This is a genomic window from Clostridium sp. AF28-12 (assembly GCF_003435225.1).
Taxonomy (GTDB): Bacteria; Bacillota; Clostridia; order Lachnospirales; family Lachnospiraceae; genus Pilosibacter; species Pilosibacter fragilis.
Genome location: NZ_QWGJ01000017.1, coordinates 1 through 18,264, shown reverse-complemented (window position 1 = coordinate 18,264; position 18,264 = coordinate 1). Strand labels below are relative to the sequence as shown.

Genomic DNA, 18,264 nt, shown 5'->3' with positions numbered 1-18,264 from the left:
ATTCATAAGAAGAGCGGGTGATGGGAATCGAACCCACGTATCCAGCTTGGAAGGCTGGTGTTCTACCATTGAACTACACCCGCGTATAAGTAATGAGAGGCAACTTTGCCATTACCTCTAGTGCCCAAAGCTGGAATCGAACCAGCGACACGAGGATTTTCAGTCCTCTGCTCTACCAACTGAGCTATCTGGGCGCATAAATTTGGAAGCACAGAGGAAAGGCAATAAATTTACGAAGAAAATTCCGTTGGGAGCTTGCTCACATAAGAAATTTTATTTGGAAATTTATTCGTTGATTTGTATTTACAAATCAACGTACATCTCGGGGACGCAGTTCCCGAGATGGGCTTTCCGCAGCTCGCCAAGAACTGCTCATTCCAATCTGGGACTTTTCATTCCCTAACTTCCTGGATCAATAATGGGCGGAGGTGGATTCGAACCACCGAAGCAAGTTGCAGCAGATTTACAGTCTGTCCCCTTTGGCCACTCGGGAATCCGCCCATATCATTCTGACAATTCAAAATGATACCATACATTAATTCAAAAATCAAGCAGTTTTTTCATCATCCTGCCCAGAACTCCGCGCGATAAAGATCATCGCTCCATTTCCCGGAAGCTCCACTTCCATCACACCATCCACCACCGGGTATTTCAGGCTTCCTACATTGTAGCGCTTCGCGTCCGTGAGCATCACACGGACCATGGCATCTGCGGTCACCTCCGCTTCCCATACCGGGATCCGGACTCTCTGTGCATAGTCCTCGCTGTTCACCACGACGACTCCCTGCTCGTCTGCGTCGAACCTTCCGTAAGCGATCATGCCGTTCTCCGCCAACAGCGACTTAAACGCGCCCCGCCTGAACGCAGGAGTCCTGTTCCGAATCCCCGTCAGATACCGGTGGAATTCCGTGAGCTCCAGATCTTCCTTTCCCCACGGGAACGTTCTCCGGTTGTCCGGATCTGTCCAGCCGCAGACACCGGCCTCATCCCCGTAATAGATCGTCGGAGCCCCCGGCCATGTCATCTGGATCAGGGCGCCGGAGCGGAATGTTCCGTAATTGATGCCTTTTTCTGCGTTCTCAGCGTCCTCCGGCTTATAAAGCCGTCCCACCATGCGGTTCGTTCTCGTAAGGAATCTCGAGTGATCGTGGTTCGAAAGCTCATTCATCGCCGCGTATAGCGATCCCGTCTGCATCCGGCTCATATTGGAAAGCATGGAGCACATAAACGCCTGGCTGTTGTGGAGCAGGTGCTCATCCTTCCGCTCGCTGTGCTTCTCAAGGCCTGTGAGGAACCAGGAGATCGGCTCCATGAACGCATCGTAATTCATCACCGTGTCCCACTGATCCCCGGAAAGCCAGTCTGAAGCGTCCCCATAATGTTCCGCCAGGATCAGCGCGTCCGGGTTCACCTCCTTCACCGTCTTCCGGAAATCTCTCCAGAACCGGTGGTTCATCTCCGGTGAATGCCCGAGATCCGCCGCCACGTCAAGTCTCCAGCCATCGATGGAGTATGGCGGGGAGAGCCAGCGTTTCGCGATGTCCAGCACATACTGGTACAGCTTCTTGGATCCCTCGTAATTTAACTTCGGCAGCGTATTATGTCCCCACCAGCCTTCGTAGGAATCATTGTCCGGCCATCCGTCCTGATCTCCGAACAGGAAGAAATCCCGGTACGGACTGTCCGCTGTCAGGTAAGCCCCCGGCTCATACCCGCCGTCCTTCTCATAGATCTTCTCCCGGTCCATCCATTTATTGAAGGAACCGCAGTGGTTGAACACGCCGTCCAGGATAATCCGCATCCCCCTCTTATGGACCTCCTGCACAAAGCGGACAAAAAACTCATCGCTGGCCTCCAGATTTTCCCGGTCAGAGGTGCGCACGGAATACCGCTTCGCATTCCCGTTGTCTGACGCGTCTCCCGTCACAAGCCCGCCCTCATCCTTTACGATCACGCCGTAATGCGGATCGATATGCTCGTAATCCTGACAGTCGTACTTATGGTTCGACGGAGACACGAACACCGGACTCAGATAGAGGACCTCCACCTTCAGACTCTGAAGATAGTCTAACTTATCCCAGATCCCCTGAATATCACCGCCGTAAAACCGGTCCACATCGAGAACCGAAAGCCGCTCATCCCATTTTTCCACCTTCGTCACCGGGAATCCGATGTAGACATACTCGTCCCCCAGAACATCGTTCGTCGGATCGCCGTTGTTAAACCGGTCCACGAAGATCTGGTACATCAGGGCACCCTTCGCCCATTCCGGTACATGGAATCCCGGTGTGATCACGAAAGGCGCATCCATGCCGCCGGCCTCCAGAACGCCGAGACGATTGTAATGGCAGACCTCGCTCCCCTTTACCGCTTCAAAATCATATCGCAGCGGGGTCTCCCCCACTAAAATCTCTGTCTCATAGAAATCAAATCTTCCGATGGATTCCTTTTTCTTAAGCTCCAGCCGCCTGCCCTCTTCCCGGCTTACGGCATCCCGGACCACCGCATACACACGATCCACATCCCCGGCTTCAGTCCGGAACCTGATCGTTACCTGCTCCCCGCACTCCGGTTCTTCCGGGATGCGGTACTCTTTTGTCCCATCACTGAAAAGTGCCGCCTTCAACATATTTTGAATGGCCTCCCTTACTGATCTGAAACGGCTGCCCGGTCAGCACGCAGCCGTATGACTGATATCTGTTTTCATTTACTTCACTCACAAGTGTTATTATACAGGATTGCACACCTGTTTGCACGTTTTTTTCTGAAAATAGATAGACCCGAAAATAGAAAGACCTGAAACCAGCCGCTCTGAACTGCGGCAAAAATTTCAGGTCTTTTGTCTAAAAATGGACAGAAAGAAAGCCAGCGGGGGGAACCACTGGCCTTCTTCCGGAAAAGGTATTATGTCTCTTATGGGGTATAGCAAAAACTATATAATGTATTGGGGGGTTACGTGTAGTAATATAGCATAGGAATCCGGATAAGTGTGCACAAACATTTAAAAACATGAAAATATTTTTTGTTCATTCTGCCACTGGTCCATTTTTCTTTATGCATTTTTATCATTTCAAGCAAAAAATCGACGTTTGGCTGTATTTCTCTTGCACAAACGTCGATTTATTTAAGTTTCTAAAGTTTTACTCAAAATGACCCGTCAAAGCATTTCTAAGTCTTTCTTTTTCTGCTGCCCAGGGAACCACCGACGCAGAAATTTATTCTGTTGCTGCAGACTTTTCCTCAGCACCTGTAAATAAACGGTCAAACTCCGCCTGACCGATCTTCTCTTTCTCGATCAGCAGCGCAGAACACTTATGGAGAATATCCTCATGCTCCAGAATGATCTGTTTCGCCTTCGCATAGCACTCGTCGATGATCCGCTTTACCTCGCTGTCGATATCGGAGGCAACACGCTCGCCGTAGGATCTCGTATGCGCAAGATCTCTTCCGATGAACACCTCGTCATCATCACTGCCATAGTTGATCATTCCAAGCTTCTCAGACATACCGTACTGGGTCACCATCGCCCGGGCGATCGCGGATGCCTGCTTGATGTCCTGGGAGGCACCGGTGGTCACATCGCCGAAGATGATCTCCTCAGCGATCCGTCCACCGAGAGAAACCATGATGGTCTCCAGCATTTTGTTCTTCGTGTTGAACATCTCGTCCTTCTCCGGAAGCGGCATCGTGTATCCAGCCGCGCCCATGCCGGTCGGGATGATGGAGATCGTGTGGACCGGACCAACATCCGGGAGTTCATGGAACAGGATCGCGTGGCCCGTCTCATGGTAAGCCGTGATCTTCTTCTCCTTCTCGGAGATCACCTTGCTCTTCTTCTCCGCACCGATTCCGACCTTCACGAATGCCTGATCGATATCAGCCTGGAGAATATAGCGGCGGGACTGCTTTGCAGCGAGAATTGCCGCCTCATTTAAGAGGTTTTCCAGATCCGCACCGGTAAATCCGGCTGTGGTCTGTGCCACTCTTGTCAAATCTACATCGTCGCCCAGCGGCTTTTCTTTGGAGTGGACCTTTAAGATCTCCTCACGTCCGCGGATATCCGGTTTTCCGACTCCGACCTTCCGGTCAAAACGGCCCGGTCTCAAGATCGCCGGATCCAGAATATCTACACGGTTTGTCGCCGCCATAACGATAATTCCTTCATTGACGCCGAAACCGTCCATCTCAACGAGGAGCTGGTTTAAGGTCTGCTCGCGCTCGTCATGTCCGCCGCCCATACCGGTACCGCGGCGTCTCGCAACGGCATCGATCTCATCAATAAAGACGATACACGGCGCGTTCTTCTTTGCGTCCTCGAAAAGGTCGCGGACACGGGATGCGCCGACACCGACGAACATCTCTACGAAGTCCGATCCGGAGATGGAGAAGAACGGGACACCGGCCTCACCGGCAACCGCCTTCGCAAGAAGTGTCTTACCGGTTCCCGGAGGGCCCACAAGGATCACTCCCTTCGGGATCCTCGCGCCCACATCCGTATATTTCTTCGGATTCTTCAAGAAATCAACGATCTCTTCGAGTTCTTCCTTCTCCTCCTCAAGACCTGCGACCTTTGAGAAGTTCACGGAATTTGTCCGGCTCATCTTCGCGCGGCTCTTTCCAAAATTCATCATCTTGGAGTTTCCGCCGCCGCCACCGCCGAGTCTCGCGTTCATGAACATAAACATGAACATGATGACCACAGCGCTCAATGCTACCGGGATGATAACGGACATCAGGTAATTCTCCTGTGGAACATTCTCGACAATATAGTCGATAGAGTTTTCCCGGAGAAGTTTTTCTGCTTCTTTTACATCGGACACTGCGACAACTGCCCGGTCTCCGCTTTTCAGCAATATATCCAGGATTCCGGTCGGCGGCTGCTGGTTCTGATTGATGTCTACGGATTCGATGGTCTTATTCTCCACGGCCACCATGAATTCCTGGTGGGTCATCTCCTGGCTGAATAAGCTCCCCTGGCTCGTCAGGCTTGACGCGAATGTGATAAGCGCGATCACAAGCAGGACGAGACCGATTCCGCGGAACTGCTGGTTCTGTTTCAACTTGGGGTGCCTCCTTACTGCTGCTCCACAACGCCGATGAACGGAAGGTTGCGGTATTTCTGGTCATAATCGAGGCCATAGCCTACAACGAACTCATCCGGGATCGTAAAGCAGGTGTAATCAACTTTTACCTGTTTCTTTACGCGGCGCTCCGGCTTGTCAAGCAGAGTGCATAAGTGGATGGAGTTCGGATTTCTCTTGTGTAAAATATCGATAAGGTACGCAAGTGTGCGTCCGGAATCGATAATATCCTCCACGATCAGGACATTCTTTCCCTCAAGCGGCTGGTCCAGATCTTTGATGATCTTTACAACGCCGGAGGACTCTGTGCCGCTGCCGTAGCTGGACACGGACATAAAGTCCAGTGTAACCGGGACAGTCAGGCGCTTTGCAAGCTCACAGGTAAAGAATACACCGCCCTTTAAGATACAGATCAGATGAACCGCTTTTCCCTCATAGTCCTTGTTGATCTGCTCCGCGATCTCTTTGATCCGCCTGTCAACTTCTTCTTCATTTAATAATACACGAATTTTATCAGCCATGGTCTTCTCCTTTGCAATTCCAGATGCCTGCCTGTCTGCTGCCTTCCGGCTCTCCCCCACCAGGCAGGATCACCTCCGCCTCCAGGATGTGCTCAGTCTCATCTGTTATTTTATAATAATCACTGATTCGGTATCCGACTACCCATAATACATGGTCTCCATCTGCAAGGACCGGGATCCGGTCCCGCTCGTTTTCCGGGATCTTTTCATCGATCATATACCTGCGGAGCTTCTTTTTTCCACCCCCGGAAAGTGTGAGATAATCCCCATTTTTCCTGTATCTTATGGATAATCCAACGTTTATTTTATCATAGTCAAACCATTTCGTATACTGGTTTTTCGGAATTTCCAGCTCTTTTTCCCGGTGGACGGCATGGAGGCGGATGTGTGTTCCGCCCAGGTCCAGAATCTCATCCATATCTGTTTCCAGATTGATTTTATTTTCAAAAACTGGTTTTCTCTCCTGCTTCTGATCTGACTCAGACATTTGCGATGGATTTTTGTTCTGTACGATCCCTAATGTCTCATATCCACGCACCGCTTTGAGACCATATGGCAGGTCTACAGTATGCCCACCACCCGGACCGGAGAGATCCATTACGGAGCGGATATGGCGTTCCGTGATATCCTTCGCTTTCCCTGCGGCGTTTAGGATCATGCGGCGGACGATGTAGGTTTTCAGGATCTCGGGCTGTGGATCGAAAATGTCTGTGTTTATTTTTGTACACATTTTCATCTCATTTTCTGCCACTTTCGAGCTCTGACCTGTCCCAGGCTCTTTTCCATCTGCTTCCCCCGCATTTTTGGAATTTGGCTGTTTCCCCTCTTCTCTTCTTTTTGAACAGCTTTCTTCCAGAATTCTCTCTGCTTCCATCTCAAAATATGCGTCTGCCTGCGTCGCAAACTCCGACACCGCCAGAATATGTTCTGCTGCCCGGCTGTTTATATTCTCTGTCACCCAGGGCAGAAGTTCATTTCGGATCTTGTTCCGAGTGTAGTCATTTTCCTTATTTGTGGAGTCTTCGCACCAGGAAAGCTCCTGCTCATTTAAGTATTCCTCAATTTCTTTCCGTGAAACACATAATAACGGCCGGATAATATTCTCCCGCACCGGCCGGATCCCGGAAAGTCCGGCAAGTCCGCTTCCCCGGAACAGATTCAAAAGCACCGTCTCCGCATCATCATCTTCATGATGTGCGACAGCGATCTTCGCGCATTGATACTTTTCCGCAGTCTCTCCCAAATGATGATATCTCAGGATCCGCCCTGCTTCTTCGCCCGATAAACCACGTTCCGCTGCATATTCTTCCACTTTCTCATGCGCCACGGTGAGCGGAATATTTAACCGCTCACAGAGTTCCATCACAAACTGCTCATCCCGGTCAGCCTCCGCTCCGCGGATCCCATGGTTCATATGAAATGCAAAGACTTTAATTCCAAGCTCCGCCGCCATCTCATGCAAAAGCAAAAGCAGGCAGACCGAGTCCGCGCCCCCCGACACTGCCGCCAGGACGCTGTCTCCCCGGTCTGTCATATGATTTTTCTTCATAAAGCTAAGAACTTTCTGCCGAAATCTGCCCGCTTTTACATCTGTTTTCACTGCTGTTTTTCCTGCCATTTTCTTCTCCGCTGTTTTTCCTGTAATGATATCTAAAATCTTTGTGCATTTGTGATTACCTTTACCCGTATATTCCGCCCACCAGCACCGTCATATCATCCCGCGGCTCTCCCTCAAACGACAATGCAAACGTCAAGATCATCTCCGCCGTCTCCTGCACCCCCGTGTCGGGCAGACCATCCAGAAATTCCCGGAACGCTTTCTCCTTCTCCACTCCCGGCATAGCATCCAGGACTCCGTCACTAACCATAATGATCTTATCTCCGTCCCACAGCTTCCTCGATATCATCACCGGTTCCACGGGATTCAGCACTCCCGCCGGGACTGTTTCTGACTCCAGGACCTCTGCCTCGCCGCCGCCCCGCCGGTCCGGCAGTAAAAACGATGCCGCCGCCCCGAGCTTCATCATCTCCAGCACCCCCGTATAGAGGTTCACAAGTCCCAGATCCATCGTCGCCGGCCGGTCACCCATGCCATTCAGCAGGAGCACCGTGTTGATGAGCTTTAACGTAGACCGCGCCGAAAATCCCGTATCCAGAAGCTGCTCCGCCAGCTCCATGACCTGCTCGCTGTCAGCCCCAGCCGCCGGTCCGCTCCCCATTCCGTCGGAGAGACTCAACGCCACCTGCCCCGGCAGCGTGTTCCGGAACATATAATTATCACCGGAGACTTCTTCCCCCTCTTTCGGAGTCTTCGCGCATCCAAACAGGATCCGGTAGCTTCCCTTTTCGATGAGACGCACCATGGACGATTTTCTCGTGACCAGCGTCTTCCCATTCCTCGCCGGGATAAATTCCGCCCCCACAGCCTGTCCAAACAACGCCGCCATGTCCTTCACAGTCACACACCGTCCGTTTCCTGTCCGTGCCGTGAGGAATGCCTCCCGGCGTCCATCCCCATATTTCAAAACGAGCATGTCCTCCAGGGCGATCCGCCGTTTCCGAAATGCCGCCCGCACCGCCGGAACCAGCGCCTCCGTCACATCCGCCGCCTGCTCCATCTGCCCGGAGAACTCCCCCAGGATCCCCGCCATCTCCTCAAACTGCAGCATGACCGCGTCCCTGCTCTCCAGAAACCGGTTCTTCCAGGCGAGATTCATCGTGGACCGCCCAAGACTTCTATTTAATTCCCGCAGATAATCCGTTTTCTTCCGGCACCGGTCCAGGAACTCCCTGGGCATGTCCGGATATTCCAGAGCGCCCTTTTTCTCGAAAGAGCGAAGCAGATAATAGAGGAAATAGTTCTCCCCGTCCTGATCCTCCAGGCATTCCTGTTTCATGCCACAGCGGTCGCAGCTCCCGCAGACCATGGACGCCGCCGATTCCAGTGCCGCGATCCCGTCCTCCCTGGAAAGTCCGGGATCTTCGCCGGAATTTTTCATAACCTTCGCAAGCTGTCCTAATGACTCAGATATCTCCGCAAGCCGCCCCGCCGCATAGCCCCCGGTCCCGGACAGCTTTCTATGTACCTCACGATTTCCAAACACAAAAATCCCTCCTAACCTGCGTACCCTGTCACAAAGACCGTTCCGATCTCCATGACCAGCTTTAACGGCGCAGAATACGCCATTTTATTATATGCAGGCAGGCGGGAAATATTTGTCGGATTCCCGTATTTAATTTTTAAAAGTTAGTGACATGATTCGCCCTAGCTTGATTCATCGGCCTTAAACAGAATTTCATCCTTATTTACAAGCCCCAGTTTCTCTTTCGCGACCTTCTCAATATACTGCTTCGTCTGAACATACACGCGGTACTCCTCGAGTTCCGCGGCTCTCGCCTCTTCCTTCGCGAGGGACTTCTCAAGTGCCTGTTCCCGCGCCTGATATTCCAGATCGCGTTCCCTCAGGGAAGCGCCGCCGATATGGACTACCACAGCAAGACTCGCTACGACCACCGTGATTCCAATTAACGCCATCCGGTTGCTCAGACTGTTTTTCGATTTTCTTTTATTTCGTCTGTTCCGGTTTTCTCCCATGATTTCTCGCTTCCTTCTGGATTTTCCCTCCCGTTCTAACCAACAAAACGATTCTATCTTTTAATCTTATACCATTTTTTCAGCTTTTTCAATAGCTGAAACACATTCCGGCTAATGATTTTATCATAAAAAATCATGCCGAAAAACACACACGCAATGATGTACGCCCGAACAATACCGCTGTTCTCGTAAAACAGCAGAAGAAACGTCATGACAGCCGCATAGATCCAGTAAAAAAAATCCTCGATCCCCGTCCACAGCCGCCCATGGGGAACAAAAAAGCGGAATAGCCGCAAAAAGTCATAACTCGCCATCAAAATAAAGCCGAGCACCGTACTCATGCCAACCAGGCGGACTTCCAGAGTAAGATAGGGACTCACAAGGCACCTCCGAGTTTAAATTTCCTGCTTATTTTCTCTTTCATGGTCTCATTTTTCGTCACATGATCTATTTTCTGCGGTTACCTGAATTTTTCCTCATGAACTCTTTCATCACTGCTTTTCCACTACTTAAATAATTTTGCAAAAAATGATTCCCCGCTCTTCGCGCCGCCGCCCGCCGAATACACAAGGCTGTCCGTCCTGCCCTCAATATCGATCTCACCTTTTTCCAGACTCAGCCGGTTTACATGGAGGTCTTTTCCCTTGATGGTCAGAAGTCCCATGTCCGTGTCCAGCACGATGGTGTTCTCGTCAAAGGAGATCACATCCAGGATCCCCGTGAGATTTCCCTGATTCCGATTATTCAAAACGATCTTATGCGCCATTCCCGGATTCTCTTCCATAAAAACCTCCTGTATATGTAAATATGTTTTAAATATATGAAGTTAAAAAATTTTTATGCTGTTTTTCACTTTTGGCATATTGAAATACATTTTTGCATATGCTACAATATCGGTAACCAGAAATGAAATTGTATCCATGCAATTCACAAGCGAAAACCCCAGAGAGGCCATTCTCTGGGGTTTTCATTTGGGCTAATTGCCACTGTCGTTTCCGTCTAACCACTTGCAAATATAGTATGCGATCACACTTGCCATAACGGAAACCAGAAATGAAATTATCGACTCCATGCATTCACCCCCTTTCTGTTGCCAGATTGGGTGTGACAACGAGTCGATTATATCATATGGATTCACTTGAATCTATGGACTCCGGTATAATAAAGAGTATGTTTTGGTATGTTTTCGCGCCTTACATAAAAAACCTCATCAGTTTTCACTGTGAGGTTTTTCCTAAATATATTCAAACATTTCCTTCGTATCTTCCTTGCGGATCGTCTCCTGCACGCTCGTCACACGGACCTTGACGGCTTTTGTTCCAAATGCCACCTCAATCACATCTCCGACCTTAACTTCCGCGCTGGCTCTCGCAATCTTATCATTCAGCATCACACGGCCACTGTCGCACGCCTCGTTTGCCACGGTTCTGCGCTTGATGATACGGGATACCTTCAGATATTTGTCTAAACGCATAACTTGCTCCTTTTCTGCGGCACCATCGCCGCCGGACTTCCTGCTGCCCGCCTGTCCAGGCGAACCCCGGAAACAATTTCCCCCTCCGCAATACGCATATCACGGAGGGGATCCAAACACGTGCTGCCTACACAGCCACTTTTATCATTCTAAACAGAATTAAGCGTTAACCATATCCTTTAAAGCCTTACCAGCTTTGAATTTCGGGTTCTTGGAAGCTGCGATCGTGATCTTCTCGCCTGTAAGCGGGTTTCTTCCCTCTCTAGCCTCTCTCTCGGATACCTCGAATGTACCGAAGCCAACTAACTGTACCTTCTCACCTTTAACTAACTCTGCTGCAATAACATCTGTGAAAGCCTTCAGTGCCTTCTCAGCATCTTTCTTGGAGAGTTCTGCCTGCTCAGCAACTGCTGCGATTAATTCTGTCTTGTTCATTTGTTTTATTTCCTCCTAAAATTCATTTCAAACCTGCGGACAAAGCCTGCCCGAAGGACCTTTGCATTGCACTCTTACATTTATATATGTTTCTGCATTCTTTGTCAAGGATTTTTGCCCGTTTTTGCCGTGTTTTTGCGCACTTTTCGTCAGTGTGCGGCGGCCCGTTTTTTCTTTTCCTCCCGCTCCTGTTTCTTGATCGCTTCCCAGAGGTCCTTCTCGTTCTCCACCTCCGGAATCTCGCCTCCGAAGACCCGTGGATGGCGGCGGATCATCTTCTCGCAGATGCCGTTCACCACATCATCCACGGTAAAATTTCCCTGCTCCGCCTCGATCTCACTGTGGAACATGACCTGGAACAGGACATCCCCCAGCTCCTCGCAGAGATTTTCCGTGTCATGAGCATCGATCGCCTCCAGCACCTCCGCGCATTCCTCCACGAGATGCTTTTTCAACGTGTCATGATCCTGCGCACGGTCCCATGGACAGCCATCCTCCGCACGCAGTGTCTTCATGATCTGCTTTAAGTCCTCGAATGTATACATAGTATTTCCTCACCTTATCCGTTTTCATTCATTTTTCTGCTGTTTCGAGCCTCTGACGATCGCCCGGTCCTCTCCCCGTCGGTTCCGCCTACGCTCTCCGCCAACAGTTTTAAATACTATTTTCTACTATCATTGTAACTGGATTCTATTTCTCTGGCAATATGCATTCTGTTTTTTAACTGCAATCCATCACCGTCCATTTGTTCCAATTTAATCCGCACCAAACATACTCCACTTGTCCTCCTGAAATCTTTTATTTTTTCTACATATTTGCACCAATTGACGATTCCATGAAAAAAAGTTATACTCTTAATTGTCGTGTCTTTTGACATATCATCACTCTAATTGAGCTATTCCTCGATTACAATTTCACAGGAGGACATCATGAATATCACACAAAAACAAAAGGGCATCCTCTTTATGATCCTGTCCGCGCTTTCTTTCGCCTCCATGCAGGTCGTTGTCCGTATGAGCCGCGAAATTCCAACGATGGAGCAGATCTGCGTCCGCAATCTCTTCATCCTGATCGTTTCCTTTTTCATCATCCGTAAAAAACGTGGTTCTTACTACGGCCCGAAAAAATACCAGCCGTACCTGTTCGGCCGCTCTTTCTTCGGATTTCTGGGCCTGATCACGCTGTTCTACGCCTCCAGCCATGCTGCACAGGGAGATGTCACCGTATTAAATAAGCTCTCCCCGATCTTTGTCACACTGCTGGCTGCTGTGTTTATGAAGGAGAAGCTTTCCCCGATCCAGATCCCGGCGCTGGCACTGTCCGTTATCGGCGCATTCATCGTATTCCGTCCGAGCTTCCAGTCCGACCCATTTCCGCTGGTAGTCGCGCTGCTCTCCGCCATCACATCCGGCGTTGCGTACACGTTTCTCGGCTACTTTAAGGGAAAAGTCGACGGAATCACCGTTATCATGCACTTTTCAACCTTCAGCGTGTTCGGTTCCCTGCCGTTCGTCATCAGCAATTTCGTTATGCCGGACCCGCGCCAGTTTATGCTGCTCATGCTGATCAGCCTCTTCGGCTCCCTGGGCCAGGTATTCATCACCTACGCTTACCGCTTCGCCCCGGCATCCGAGATCAGTATCTACAACTACTCCGGAATCCTGTTCAGCATCGTTCTCGGCGCAGCGATCCTCGGCGAGCCTGTAAAATCCACCTCGATCCTCGGCGGCGCATTGGTTGCGATTGCTTCGATCATGGTGTATATCTATGGGAATTCGAAGAAGCAGACTGGGAAATAAAGTTCTTTCAGCCCAAACTAGCGTAGACCGAATAATTACGTGTATAAAGAATGTCAGAATCCGAAAAGTCTGCCCGCATGAACATAGTCTGGATACACTGTTCACCTGCGGAACCGCCACCGGCAGCTTCTTCCGGATGCATGGCAATTAGAAATGTGCATTTGCATAATGCCTTTTATTTAGATCGTTTGTAACTATTCAGTACCTTCATAGTTACACGCAAAAATCCATTCCAGATCAGCTTCGCTGATGGGATTTTTGCCCTCCAGCCTATGTTTTCTTACGGTCAGCGCAGCAAGTGCGCAGACCTACTGAACAGTTACGATCGTTTTTTGATTCGTTGTAAATAAAAGTCAAAGTCCACATGATAATATTTATTGAAGTGATCTCTTCTAAAATATCATCATGTGGACTTTTTTCGTTTTTTATCTTACCAGGCATATTTTCTCAACATTTTTACTGCTGTTTCAAATCTCGCCCAGCCTCAATTCTCAGCTCTCCATCTGCCGTCCCAGGAATCCCGCCGCCGTCGCTGCCAAACGCACCTCTGCATCCGCGAACTTCGCCCTCGGCTCCCTGCTCATCACAATGACCGACCCGATCGCGTCACCTTCACAGATGATCGGAGTGATCACCTGCGCAGTGATTCCCTCGCTGTCATCGTCCGTCACAGGCGTGAACGCCCGCTCATCCTTTCCCGCCTGCACCGTCATCCGCTCCTGGATCACATGCTCCAGCGCCCGGCTGATAGGCTTCTGGAAAAAGTCCTTTTTCGCCCCGCCGGCCGCCGCGACCACCTGGTCCCGGTCCGTGATGCAGACCATAAGCCCTGTCGACTGCGCCATCGCGTCTGCATACTGCCCTGCAAACGCATTCAGTTCCATCATCGGCGAGTACTTCTTCAGAATGATCTCCCCCTCACGGTCCGTGAAGATCTCTAACGGCGTTCCTTCGCGCAAACGAAGTGTCCGCCTGATCTCCTTCGGAACCACCACACGTCCGAGGTCATCAATTCTTCTTACAATTCCCGTAGCTTTCATAACGTCTATTCCTCCTGCATACCACTACTTCCATATCGTGTGACTTATGGGTAGTATGTGGAAAAATGTCGGGATTATTCCTATTTTACTTCAACCAGTTCAATCTTGAAGTTCAGCTCTTTCCCCGCCATCTCATGGTTCGCGTCAAGAGTGATCATCTTCTCGTCCTTCGCGGTAACCTTCACCGGGAACGGCTGGCCGCTCTGGTTTGTGAGGTATACCTGCTGTCCAACCTCAAGGTCCTCGGAACCCGGGAGATTTGCGATCTCGAGTGTGAGGATCATATTCGGATTCGGCATTCCGTAAGCTTCCTCCGGCATCAGGTGGATCTCCTTGATCTCACCGACCTCCATATCCGCAACAGCCGCGTCAAATCCCTTGATCATCTGTCCAGCGCCACATACAAACTCTAACGGCTCGCCGCGGTCGTAGGAAGAGTCAAACTGTGTACCATCGTTAAAAGTACCTCTGTAATGTGTGCGGCATGTCTTTCCAACATTGCGTCCTGTCATCTTTAAGTTCCTCCGATATTCTCTATTATTTCCTGCACGCCTGCGTTCTATCATGGTCAGCGCAGCAAATGTGCAGACCTCATCCGCAAAACCTGCCGATAACAGGTTTTTCACGAATGTTCTATAACGAAATCATGCATTCCTATCCAGTATACCTGTTAAAAAGAATATTGGCAACTTATTTCAGGTACCGCCGCACTTCATTTTTCTGTTTCACAGCCGGATTCTGCTCACGATATCGCAAACAGCTGCATTTCCGCAATCTGTTATGCACCAAATTTTGCCACACAGGATCTTTACTGTCCCTGCCTCTTCTTTTTCTTCTCCAGCTCCTCCTGCTTCTGCCGCTCCTCTTCCAGTCCCGGAGACCATAAAAGCTCGTCGCTCTCATCGAACACGATCTCCATCACATCCTCCACGCGGCAGTCCAGAATTCTGCATAAAGTCTCCACGGTATGCGTCGAAATATATAAATTCTTCCGCAGCCTGTTCAACTGACCATTGCTGATTCCATATGTCTTGATCAGGCGATACTGGCTGATGCCTTTTCTCTGCATTGTCTCCCATAACCTTGTATATTTAACCATACCGTTTTCTCCTTTGTCTCATCTCTCGCCGTTATTTCCAGGACATTCCAGGCTGACCCGTTCAATCCATAGACTCGTAATCCGGCAGAAACCGCCTAAATTCTTCTCTTTCGGTTTCCACGCCTGCTCACCAGCGATACATTTTCTATTTTCTCATTTGTATTTCCTGCCAACATCCGCAAGATTCGACCTGTTTTTCCTTATATTTCCACAAATTCCCCTAAATATCTTTTATTCTTTACTATGGCAGAACTTCTGCCGCATTATATAAGGAAAGGAGGCGTTTCTCATGATCGATTACAGCCCGCTCTGGAACACCTTAAAGTCAAAAGGCATAAACCAGTACCGCCTGATCCGCAGCTATCATTTCAGCTCCGGCCAGCTCCATCGGATCCGTAAAAATGAACATGTATCCACACATACCCTGGAAACTCTGTGCCGGATCTTAAACTGCAGCGTTGCGGACATCGTCCGCATCTCATTTGACCGCGTGGAAAAAGAATCGTAAAAATATCTGGTCTTTATCGGAACTCTTTTCCGGTAAAGATCAGTGTCAATTCGCCTTATTTTCCTTCTCCTCGTCCTCGAAAGAAACCTCCATCACATCCTCGATCCGGCAGTCCAGGATCCGGCAGAGCGTCTCCAACGTATGCGTCGAAACATATGTATTCTTCTTCAGACGGCTCATCTGGCCGGAGCTTAAGCCAAACTCCTTGATCAACCGATATTGACTGATCTTTCTCTTCTCCATGGTCTCCCACAAGCGATTGTAACTTATCATTTTATCCTCCGTGCATATCAGCCCAACACACTTTTCAGCCCGCAAAATATCCGCAAATCTGACAAACAGTTACTCTGATGTCTTCTATATAACATACATTGACACTATTTGTATATTGCCCATATTCGGACTATATATGTTCCACGTTCGGTCACGGTCAGGTATACGACGCGCGAATGGCCAATTTTTCAGCTTATGCACGGATTCTGTGCTCTGTTTCAATCATTGTTTTCTATGAACTGACAGAATCTTCTTCTGACATTTTTTCGGATACATGGCAATCAAAAACGCCAGTCAGCCATTTCTGACTGACCGGCCATCATAATCACTGATCACACAAATTACAGGCATCCGCCTGCTGCTTTTTCATTTTCCCCTTTACAGGCAGTTCACCTGCCGCTTTTTCATTTCCCCTTTTCGGATATTTCACCTGCCGCTTTTTCATTTCCCCTTTTGCAGGTATTTCACCTGCCGCTTTTTCATATTTAATTTCCTGCGCACCTGCAGTTATTATCGCCGTCAGTCCGCTTTGCTTCCGGACTCTTATCTTCCACCTGAACCAGCAGACGTTCAAGCTGCATCTTTTCCCGGTTCCAGCGGTAAATCGTCGACTGCTCCGCGGAACAGTTTCTCTCACCATTTATCGTATCGATGATCGCCGACCTCGAATAATGCTTATGAGGAACCATAATGTCCGGGAGTTCCAGATGAACACGCCCACACACCGTACACTTGTATCGCCGCAAAACAAATGTATCCACCGTACCATCCGCAAAAATCACCTTCCGCCTCTTGCTGTCACGGATCTTCATCTCTCCACCGCACTGCGGGCATCCCGGAACGCTTGACGGAACAATATAATACATTCCATTCTGCTCTTTGATTTTGTAATTCTTTGACACGACCATATTCATTCCTCCTCCATTCGTCATATTCGTAGGACCACATCCGCCTATCGGTTCAAATAAACCTGTATTCCGGTTCTTTAGGGTTTTAACCAGAATTTCACCAAAGTTCTGCCGCCGTCTGCCGTTTTCCGTTTTCCGTTTTCAGCTCATTTCTCTGGCAAACGACCACGTTTTTTCGGAAAAATTCCGGTCTGATCAACATGTTCTACTAATATAAACGTAATAAAATTGGATTTGTGACGAAAAAATGGAAAAAAATTGAAGTTTTTTACTTTCTTTTGTTACCATTTCACCTCCCGAATCTCCATAAACTCATTTTTATCCTTCTCCACTCTTCAACTGCCGGAACATGTTCCACCATTTTTTGAAGTTCTGCTGCCAGCGCACAAGTTTTCGCACGCATAAGAATTTTTTCTCTCGCTATGCTCTCAGTATCATCACTGCAAGGCACTGTTGTTTTTACAAGCTACATTAACTTTATATTCAGCAGAGGCAGCACACTCTCCGATAAGTAATTTTTCTTCGCAAGGCACAAGAAGAAGTCGATTAAATTCATTTCCTTTCCCGCAGTTACATCCATAAGCCGACAGGAAAATACTTTCTCAATTTTTCTAATGCACGAAAGCATATACAGATCCGCTTTCAGCTCTTCCTTACTATTATTATTCATAGACTCATCCTCACTTCTGCTCTTCGATTATTTATTTTTATACTTAGTATCTGTTTCCTCGCTCTTCTTCAAACGCTTTCTAAAATCATTATATAATTTGTCCCTGGAGTGTGCAACAATGTCCGCCCCTCACCTCACCATCCTAGCCCCAAAATTTTTAGGCACACATTTTATTTGTAAACGCTTACGCTTGATCTTTACTACAAAAAGTCCCACAAGCAATAAAAAATTTGAGAGTTAATCAACTTTCAAAAACACTTTCAAGCATACTGCAAATAGCTTAAAACAAGTATATTCCAGAATGAACGTTAATATTTTAGAAAGTTCACATTGAATACACGGGGATTATGAGGATCTGAACGCGCTTCACAGTGCGCTCAGCGATTACCTTCGTTTCTACTTTGCACATCAGGATGATGTCGAATCCTCTTCCTGTTACGAAAATATTCTCGGGCTCTGCTACGATATCCGCCATGCCTATCAGGGAGATCGAAATATTGAATCCGTCGATAATAACTACGAAAATATAGGGCAGCTGGCATCCTGCATCTTTTCCGTTGACAGTCAGTCCCTTCAGAAAGAACGCAATAAATATAAGTCCGGAAACCTCTATTTTAATGTTGAAGTCCTCTATCCCTGGGCTATCTTTTATCTGTACACTCTGCAGGCAATCGTCGAAGATCATTATCATGCCTCCTGGTTTGACGATGAAGATTTTTATAATGAGTATCTGGCCGAGAAAGATCTGGCACTGATCACTCATTTTGTCCAGCTTCTTTGGGATATAATGGTATCGTAATTTAAGACACTTTGAGAGACATTTTTTAATGAATCTGGTATACTGTAAGCACTATAGAAAGA

The 18,264-nt window shown here is 48.7% G+C and carries 20 protein-coding genes and 3 tRNA genes; 2 read left to right on the top strand and 21 right to left on the bottom strand.

Annotated features, from left to right (window positions below):
* Positions 1–12 precede the first annotated feature (12 nt).
* From DWY93_RS13315 to DWY93_RS13250, 14 genes are all read right to left on the bottom strand, one after another.
* Positions 13–83, bottom strand: a tRNA-Gly gene (locus DWY93_RS13315).
* Positions 84–121: 38 nt separating this feature from the next.
* Positions 122–194: transfer RNA gene (locus DWY93_RS13310), tRNA-Phe, on the bottom strand.
* A gap of 225 nt (positions 195–419) precedes the next feature.
* Positions 420–501: transfer RNA gene (locus tag DWY93_RS13305), tRNA-Tyr, on the bottom strand.
* A gap of 46 nt (positions 502–547) precedes the next feature.
* On the bottom strand, positions 548–2,629 hold the full coding sequence (locus tag DWY93_RS13300) for a glycoside hydrolase family 13 protein (protein WP_181968550.1): 2,082 nt from the start codon (positions 2,627–2,629) through the stop codon (positions 548–550).
* 586 nt (positions 2,630–3,215) lie between these two features.
* Positions 3,216–5,060, bottom strand: a complete 1,845-nt coding sequence (gene ftsH, locus DWY93_RS13295; RefSeq protein WP_207658705.1) for an ATP-dependent zinc metalloprotease FtsH — start codon at positions 5,058–5,060, stop codon at positions 3,216–3,218.
* Between the two features lie 14 nt (positions 5,061–5,074).
* Positions 5,075–5,602 (bottom strand): hypoxanthine phosphoribosyltransferase, encoded by a 528-nt coding sequence (gene hpt, locus DWY93_RS13290; protein WP_015552347.1) that lies wholly within the window; start codon positions 5,600–5,602, stop codon positions 5,075–5,077.
* Positions 5,595–7,220 carry a tRNA lysidine(34) synthetase TilS gene (tilS, locus tag DWY93_RS13285; RefSeq protein WP_117470866.1) on the bottom strand — a complete coding sequence of 542 codons (1,626 nt, stop codon included), beginning with the start codon at positions 7,218–7,220 and terminating at the stop codon, positions 5,595–5,597. The genes hpt and tilS overlap by 8 nt, the downstream gene beginning before the upstream one ends.
* A gap of 61 nt (positions 7,221–7,281) precedes the next feature.
* A complete protein-coding gene (locus DWY93_RS13280; protein ID WP_117470867.1) occupies positions 7,282–8,706 on the bottom strand; it encodes a SpoIIE family protein phosphatase in 1,425 nt (474 codons plus the stop codon).
* A gap of 161 nt (positions 8,707–8,867) precedes the next feature.
* Complete coding sequence (locus tag DWY93_RS13275; protein WP_015552345.1) at positions 8,868–9,197, bottom strand: septum formation initiator family protein; 330 nt, start codon at positions 9,195–9,197, stop codon at positions 8,868–8,870.
* 53 nt (positions 9,198–9,250) lie between these two features.
* Positions 9,251–9,577: a spore cortex biosynthesis protein YabQ gene (gene yabQ / locus DWY93_RS13270; protein WP_242990631.1), complete on the bottom strand. Its 327-nt coding sequence runs from the start codon at positions 9,575–9,577 to the stop codon at positions 9,251–9,253.
* 125 nt (positions 9,578–9,702) lie between these two features.
* Positions 9,703–9,981, bottom strand: coding sequence for a sporulation protein YabP (yabP, locus tag DWY93_RS13265; protein ID WP_117470868.1), 279 nt, complete (start codon positions 9,979–9,981; stop codon positions 9,703–9,705).
* A gap of 450 nt (positions 9,982–10,431) precedes the next feature.
* A complete protein-coding gene (locus DWY93_RS13260) occupies positions 10,432–10,671 on the bottom strand; it encodes an RNA-binding S4 domain-containing protein (RefSeq protein WP_015552343.1) in 240 nt (79 codons plus the stop codon).
* A 159-nt stretch (positions 10,672–10,830) separates the two neighbouring features.
* Entirely contained in the window at positions 10,831–11,106 is a 276-nt protein-coding gene (locus tag DWY93_RS13255; protein ID WP_015552342.1) for an HU family DNA-binding protein, read from the bottom strand.
* A 149-nt stretch (positions 11,107–11,255) separates the two neighbouring features.
* Positions 11,256–11,651: a MazG nucleotide pyrophosphohydrolase domain-containing protein gene (locus DWY93_RS13250; RefSeq protein ID WP_015552341.1), complete on the bottom strand. Its 396-nt coding sequence runs from the start codon at positions 11,649–11,651 to the stop codon at positions 11,256–11,258.
* A gap of 384 nt (positions 11,652–12,035) precedes the next feature.
* Here DWY93_RS13250 and DWY93_RS13245 point away from each other — a divergent pair, with 384 nt between their 5' ends.
* Positions 12,036–12,905 (top strand): DMT family transporter, encoded by an 870-nt coding sequence (locus DWY93_RS13245; RefSeq protein ID WP_117470869.1) that lies wholly within the window; start codon positions 12,036–12,038, stop codon positions 12,903–12,905.
* A gap of 491 nt (positions 12,906–13,396) precedes the next feature.
* On the opposite strand, the gene spoVT is transcribed toward DWY93_RS13245, so the two are convergent.
* The 3 genes from spoVT to DWY93_RS13230 all read right to left on the bottom strand — a co-directional run bounded on the left by spoVT (position 13,397) and on the right by DWY93_RS13230 (position 15,044).
* A complete protein-coding gene (spoVT, locus tag DWY93_RS13240) occupies positions 13,397–13,945 on the bottom strand; it encodes a stage V sporulation protein T (protein ID WP_015552339.1) in 549 nt (182 codons plus the stop codon).
* A gap of 80 nt (positions 13,946–14,025) precedes the next feature.
* The gene (locus DWY93_RS13235; protein ID WP_015552338.1) at positions 14,026–14,457 is read right to left on the bottom strand and encodes a peptidylprolyl isomerase; all 432 of its coding nucleotides are present in this window, start codon (positions 14,455–14,457) and stop codon (positions 14,026–14,028) included.
* Between the two features lie 296 nt (positions 14,458–14,753).
* Positions 14,754–15,044 carry a helix-turn-helix transcriptional regulator gene (locus DWY93_RS13230; protein ID WP_015552337.1) on the bottom strand — a complete coding sequence of 97 codons (291 nt, stop codon included), beginning with the start codon at positions 15,042–15,044 and terminating at the stop codon, positions 14,754–14,756.
* Positions 15,045–15,333: 289 nt separating this feature from the next.
* On the opposite strand from DWY93_RS13230, the gene DWY93_RS13225 reads away from it, so the two are divergent.
* Positions 15,334–15,552: a helix-turn-helix transcriptional regulator gene (locus tag DWY93_RS13225; RefSeq protein ID WP_015552336.1), complete on the top strand. Its 219-nt coding sequence runs from the start codon at positions 15,334–15,336 to the stop codon at positions 15,550–15,552.
* A gap of 45 nt (positions 15,553–15,597) precedes the next feature.
* On the opposite strand, the gene DWY93_RS13220 is transcribed toward DWY93_RS13225, so the two are convergent.
* The 4 genes from DWY93_RS13220 to DWY93_RS13205 form a co-directional block, all read right to left on the bottom strand.
* Positions 15,598–15,825, bottom strand: a complete 228-nt coding sequence (locus DWY93_RS13220) for a helix-turn-helix transcriptional regulator (RefSeq protein ID WP_117470870.1) — start codon at positions 15,823–15,825, stop codon at positions 15,598–15,600.
* 485 nt (positions 15,826–16,310) lie between these two features.
* Positions 16,311–16,757, bottom strand: coding sequence for a DUF6431 domain-containing protein (locus tag DWY93_RS13215; RefSeq protein ID WP_207658704.1), 447 nt, complete (start codon positions 16,755–16,757; stop codon positions 16,311–16,313).
* Between the two features lie 442 nt (positions 16,758–17,199).
* The gene (locus DWY93_RS13210) at positions 17,200–17,403 is read right to left on the bottom strand and encodes a hypothetical protein (protein ID WP_117470871.1); all 204 of its coding nucleotides are present in this window, start codon (positions 17,401–17,403) and stop codon (positions 17,200–17,202) included.
* A gap of 325 nt (positions 17,404–17,728) precedes the next feature.
* Positions 17,729–18,088, bottom strand: a complete 360-nt coding sequence (locus DWY93_RS13205; RefSeq protein ID WP_147324209.1) for a hypothetical protein — start codon at positions 18,086–18,088, stop codon at positions 17,729–17,731.
* Between the last annotated feature and the right edge of the window lie 176 nt (positions 18,089–18,264).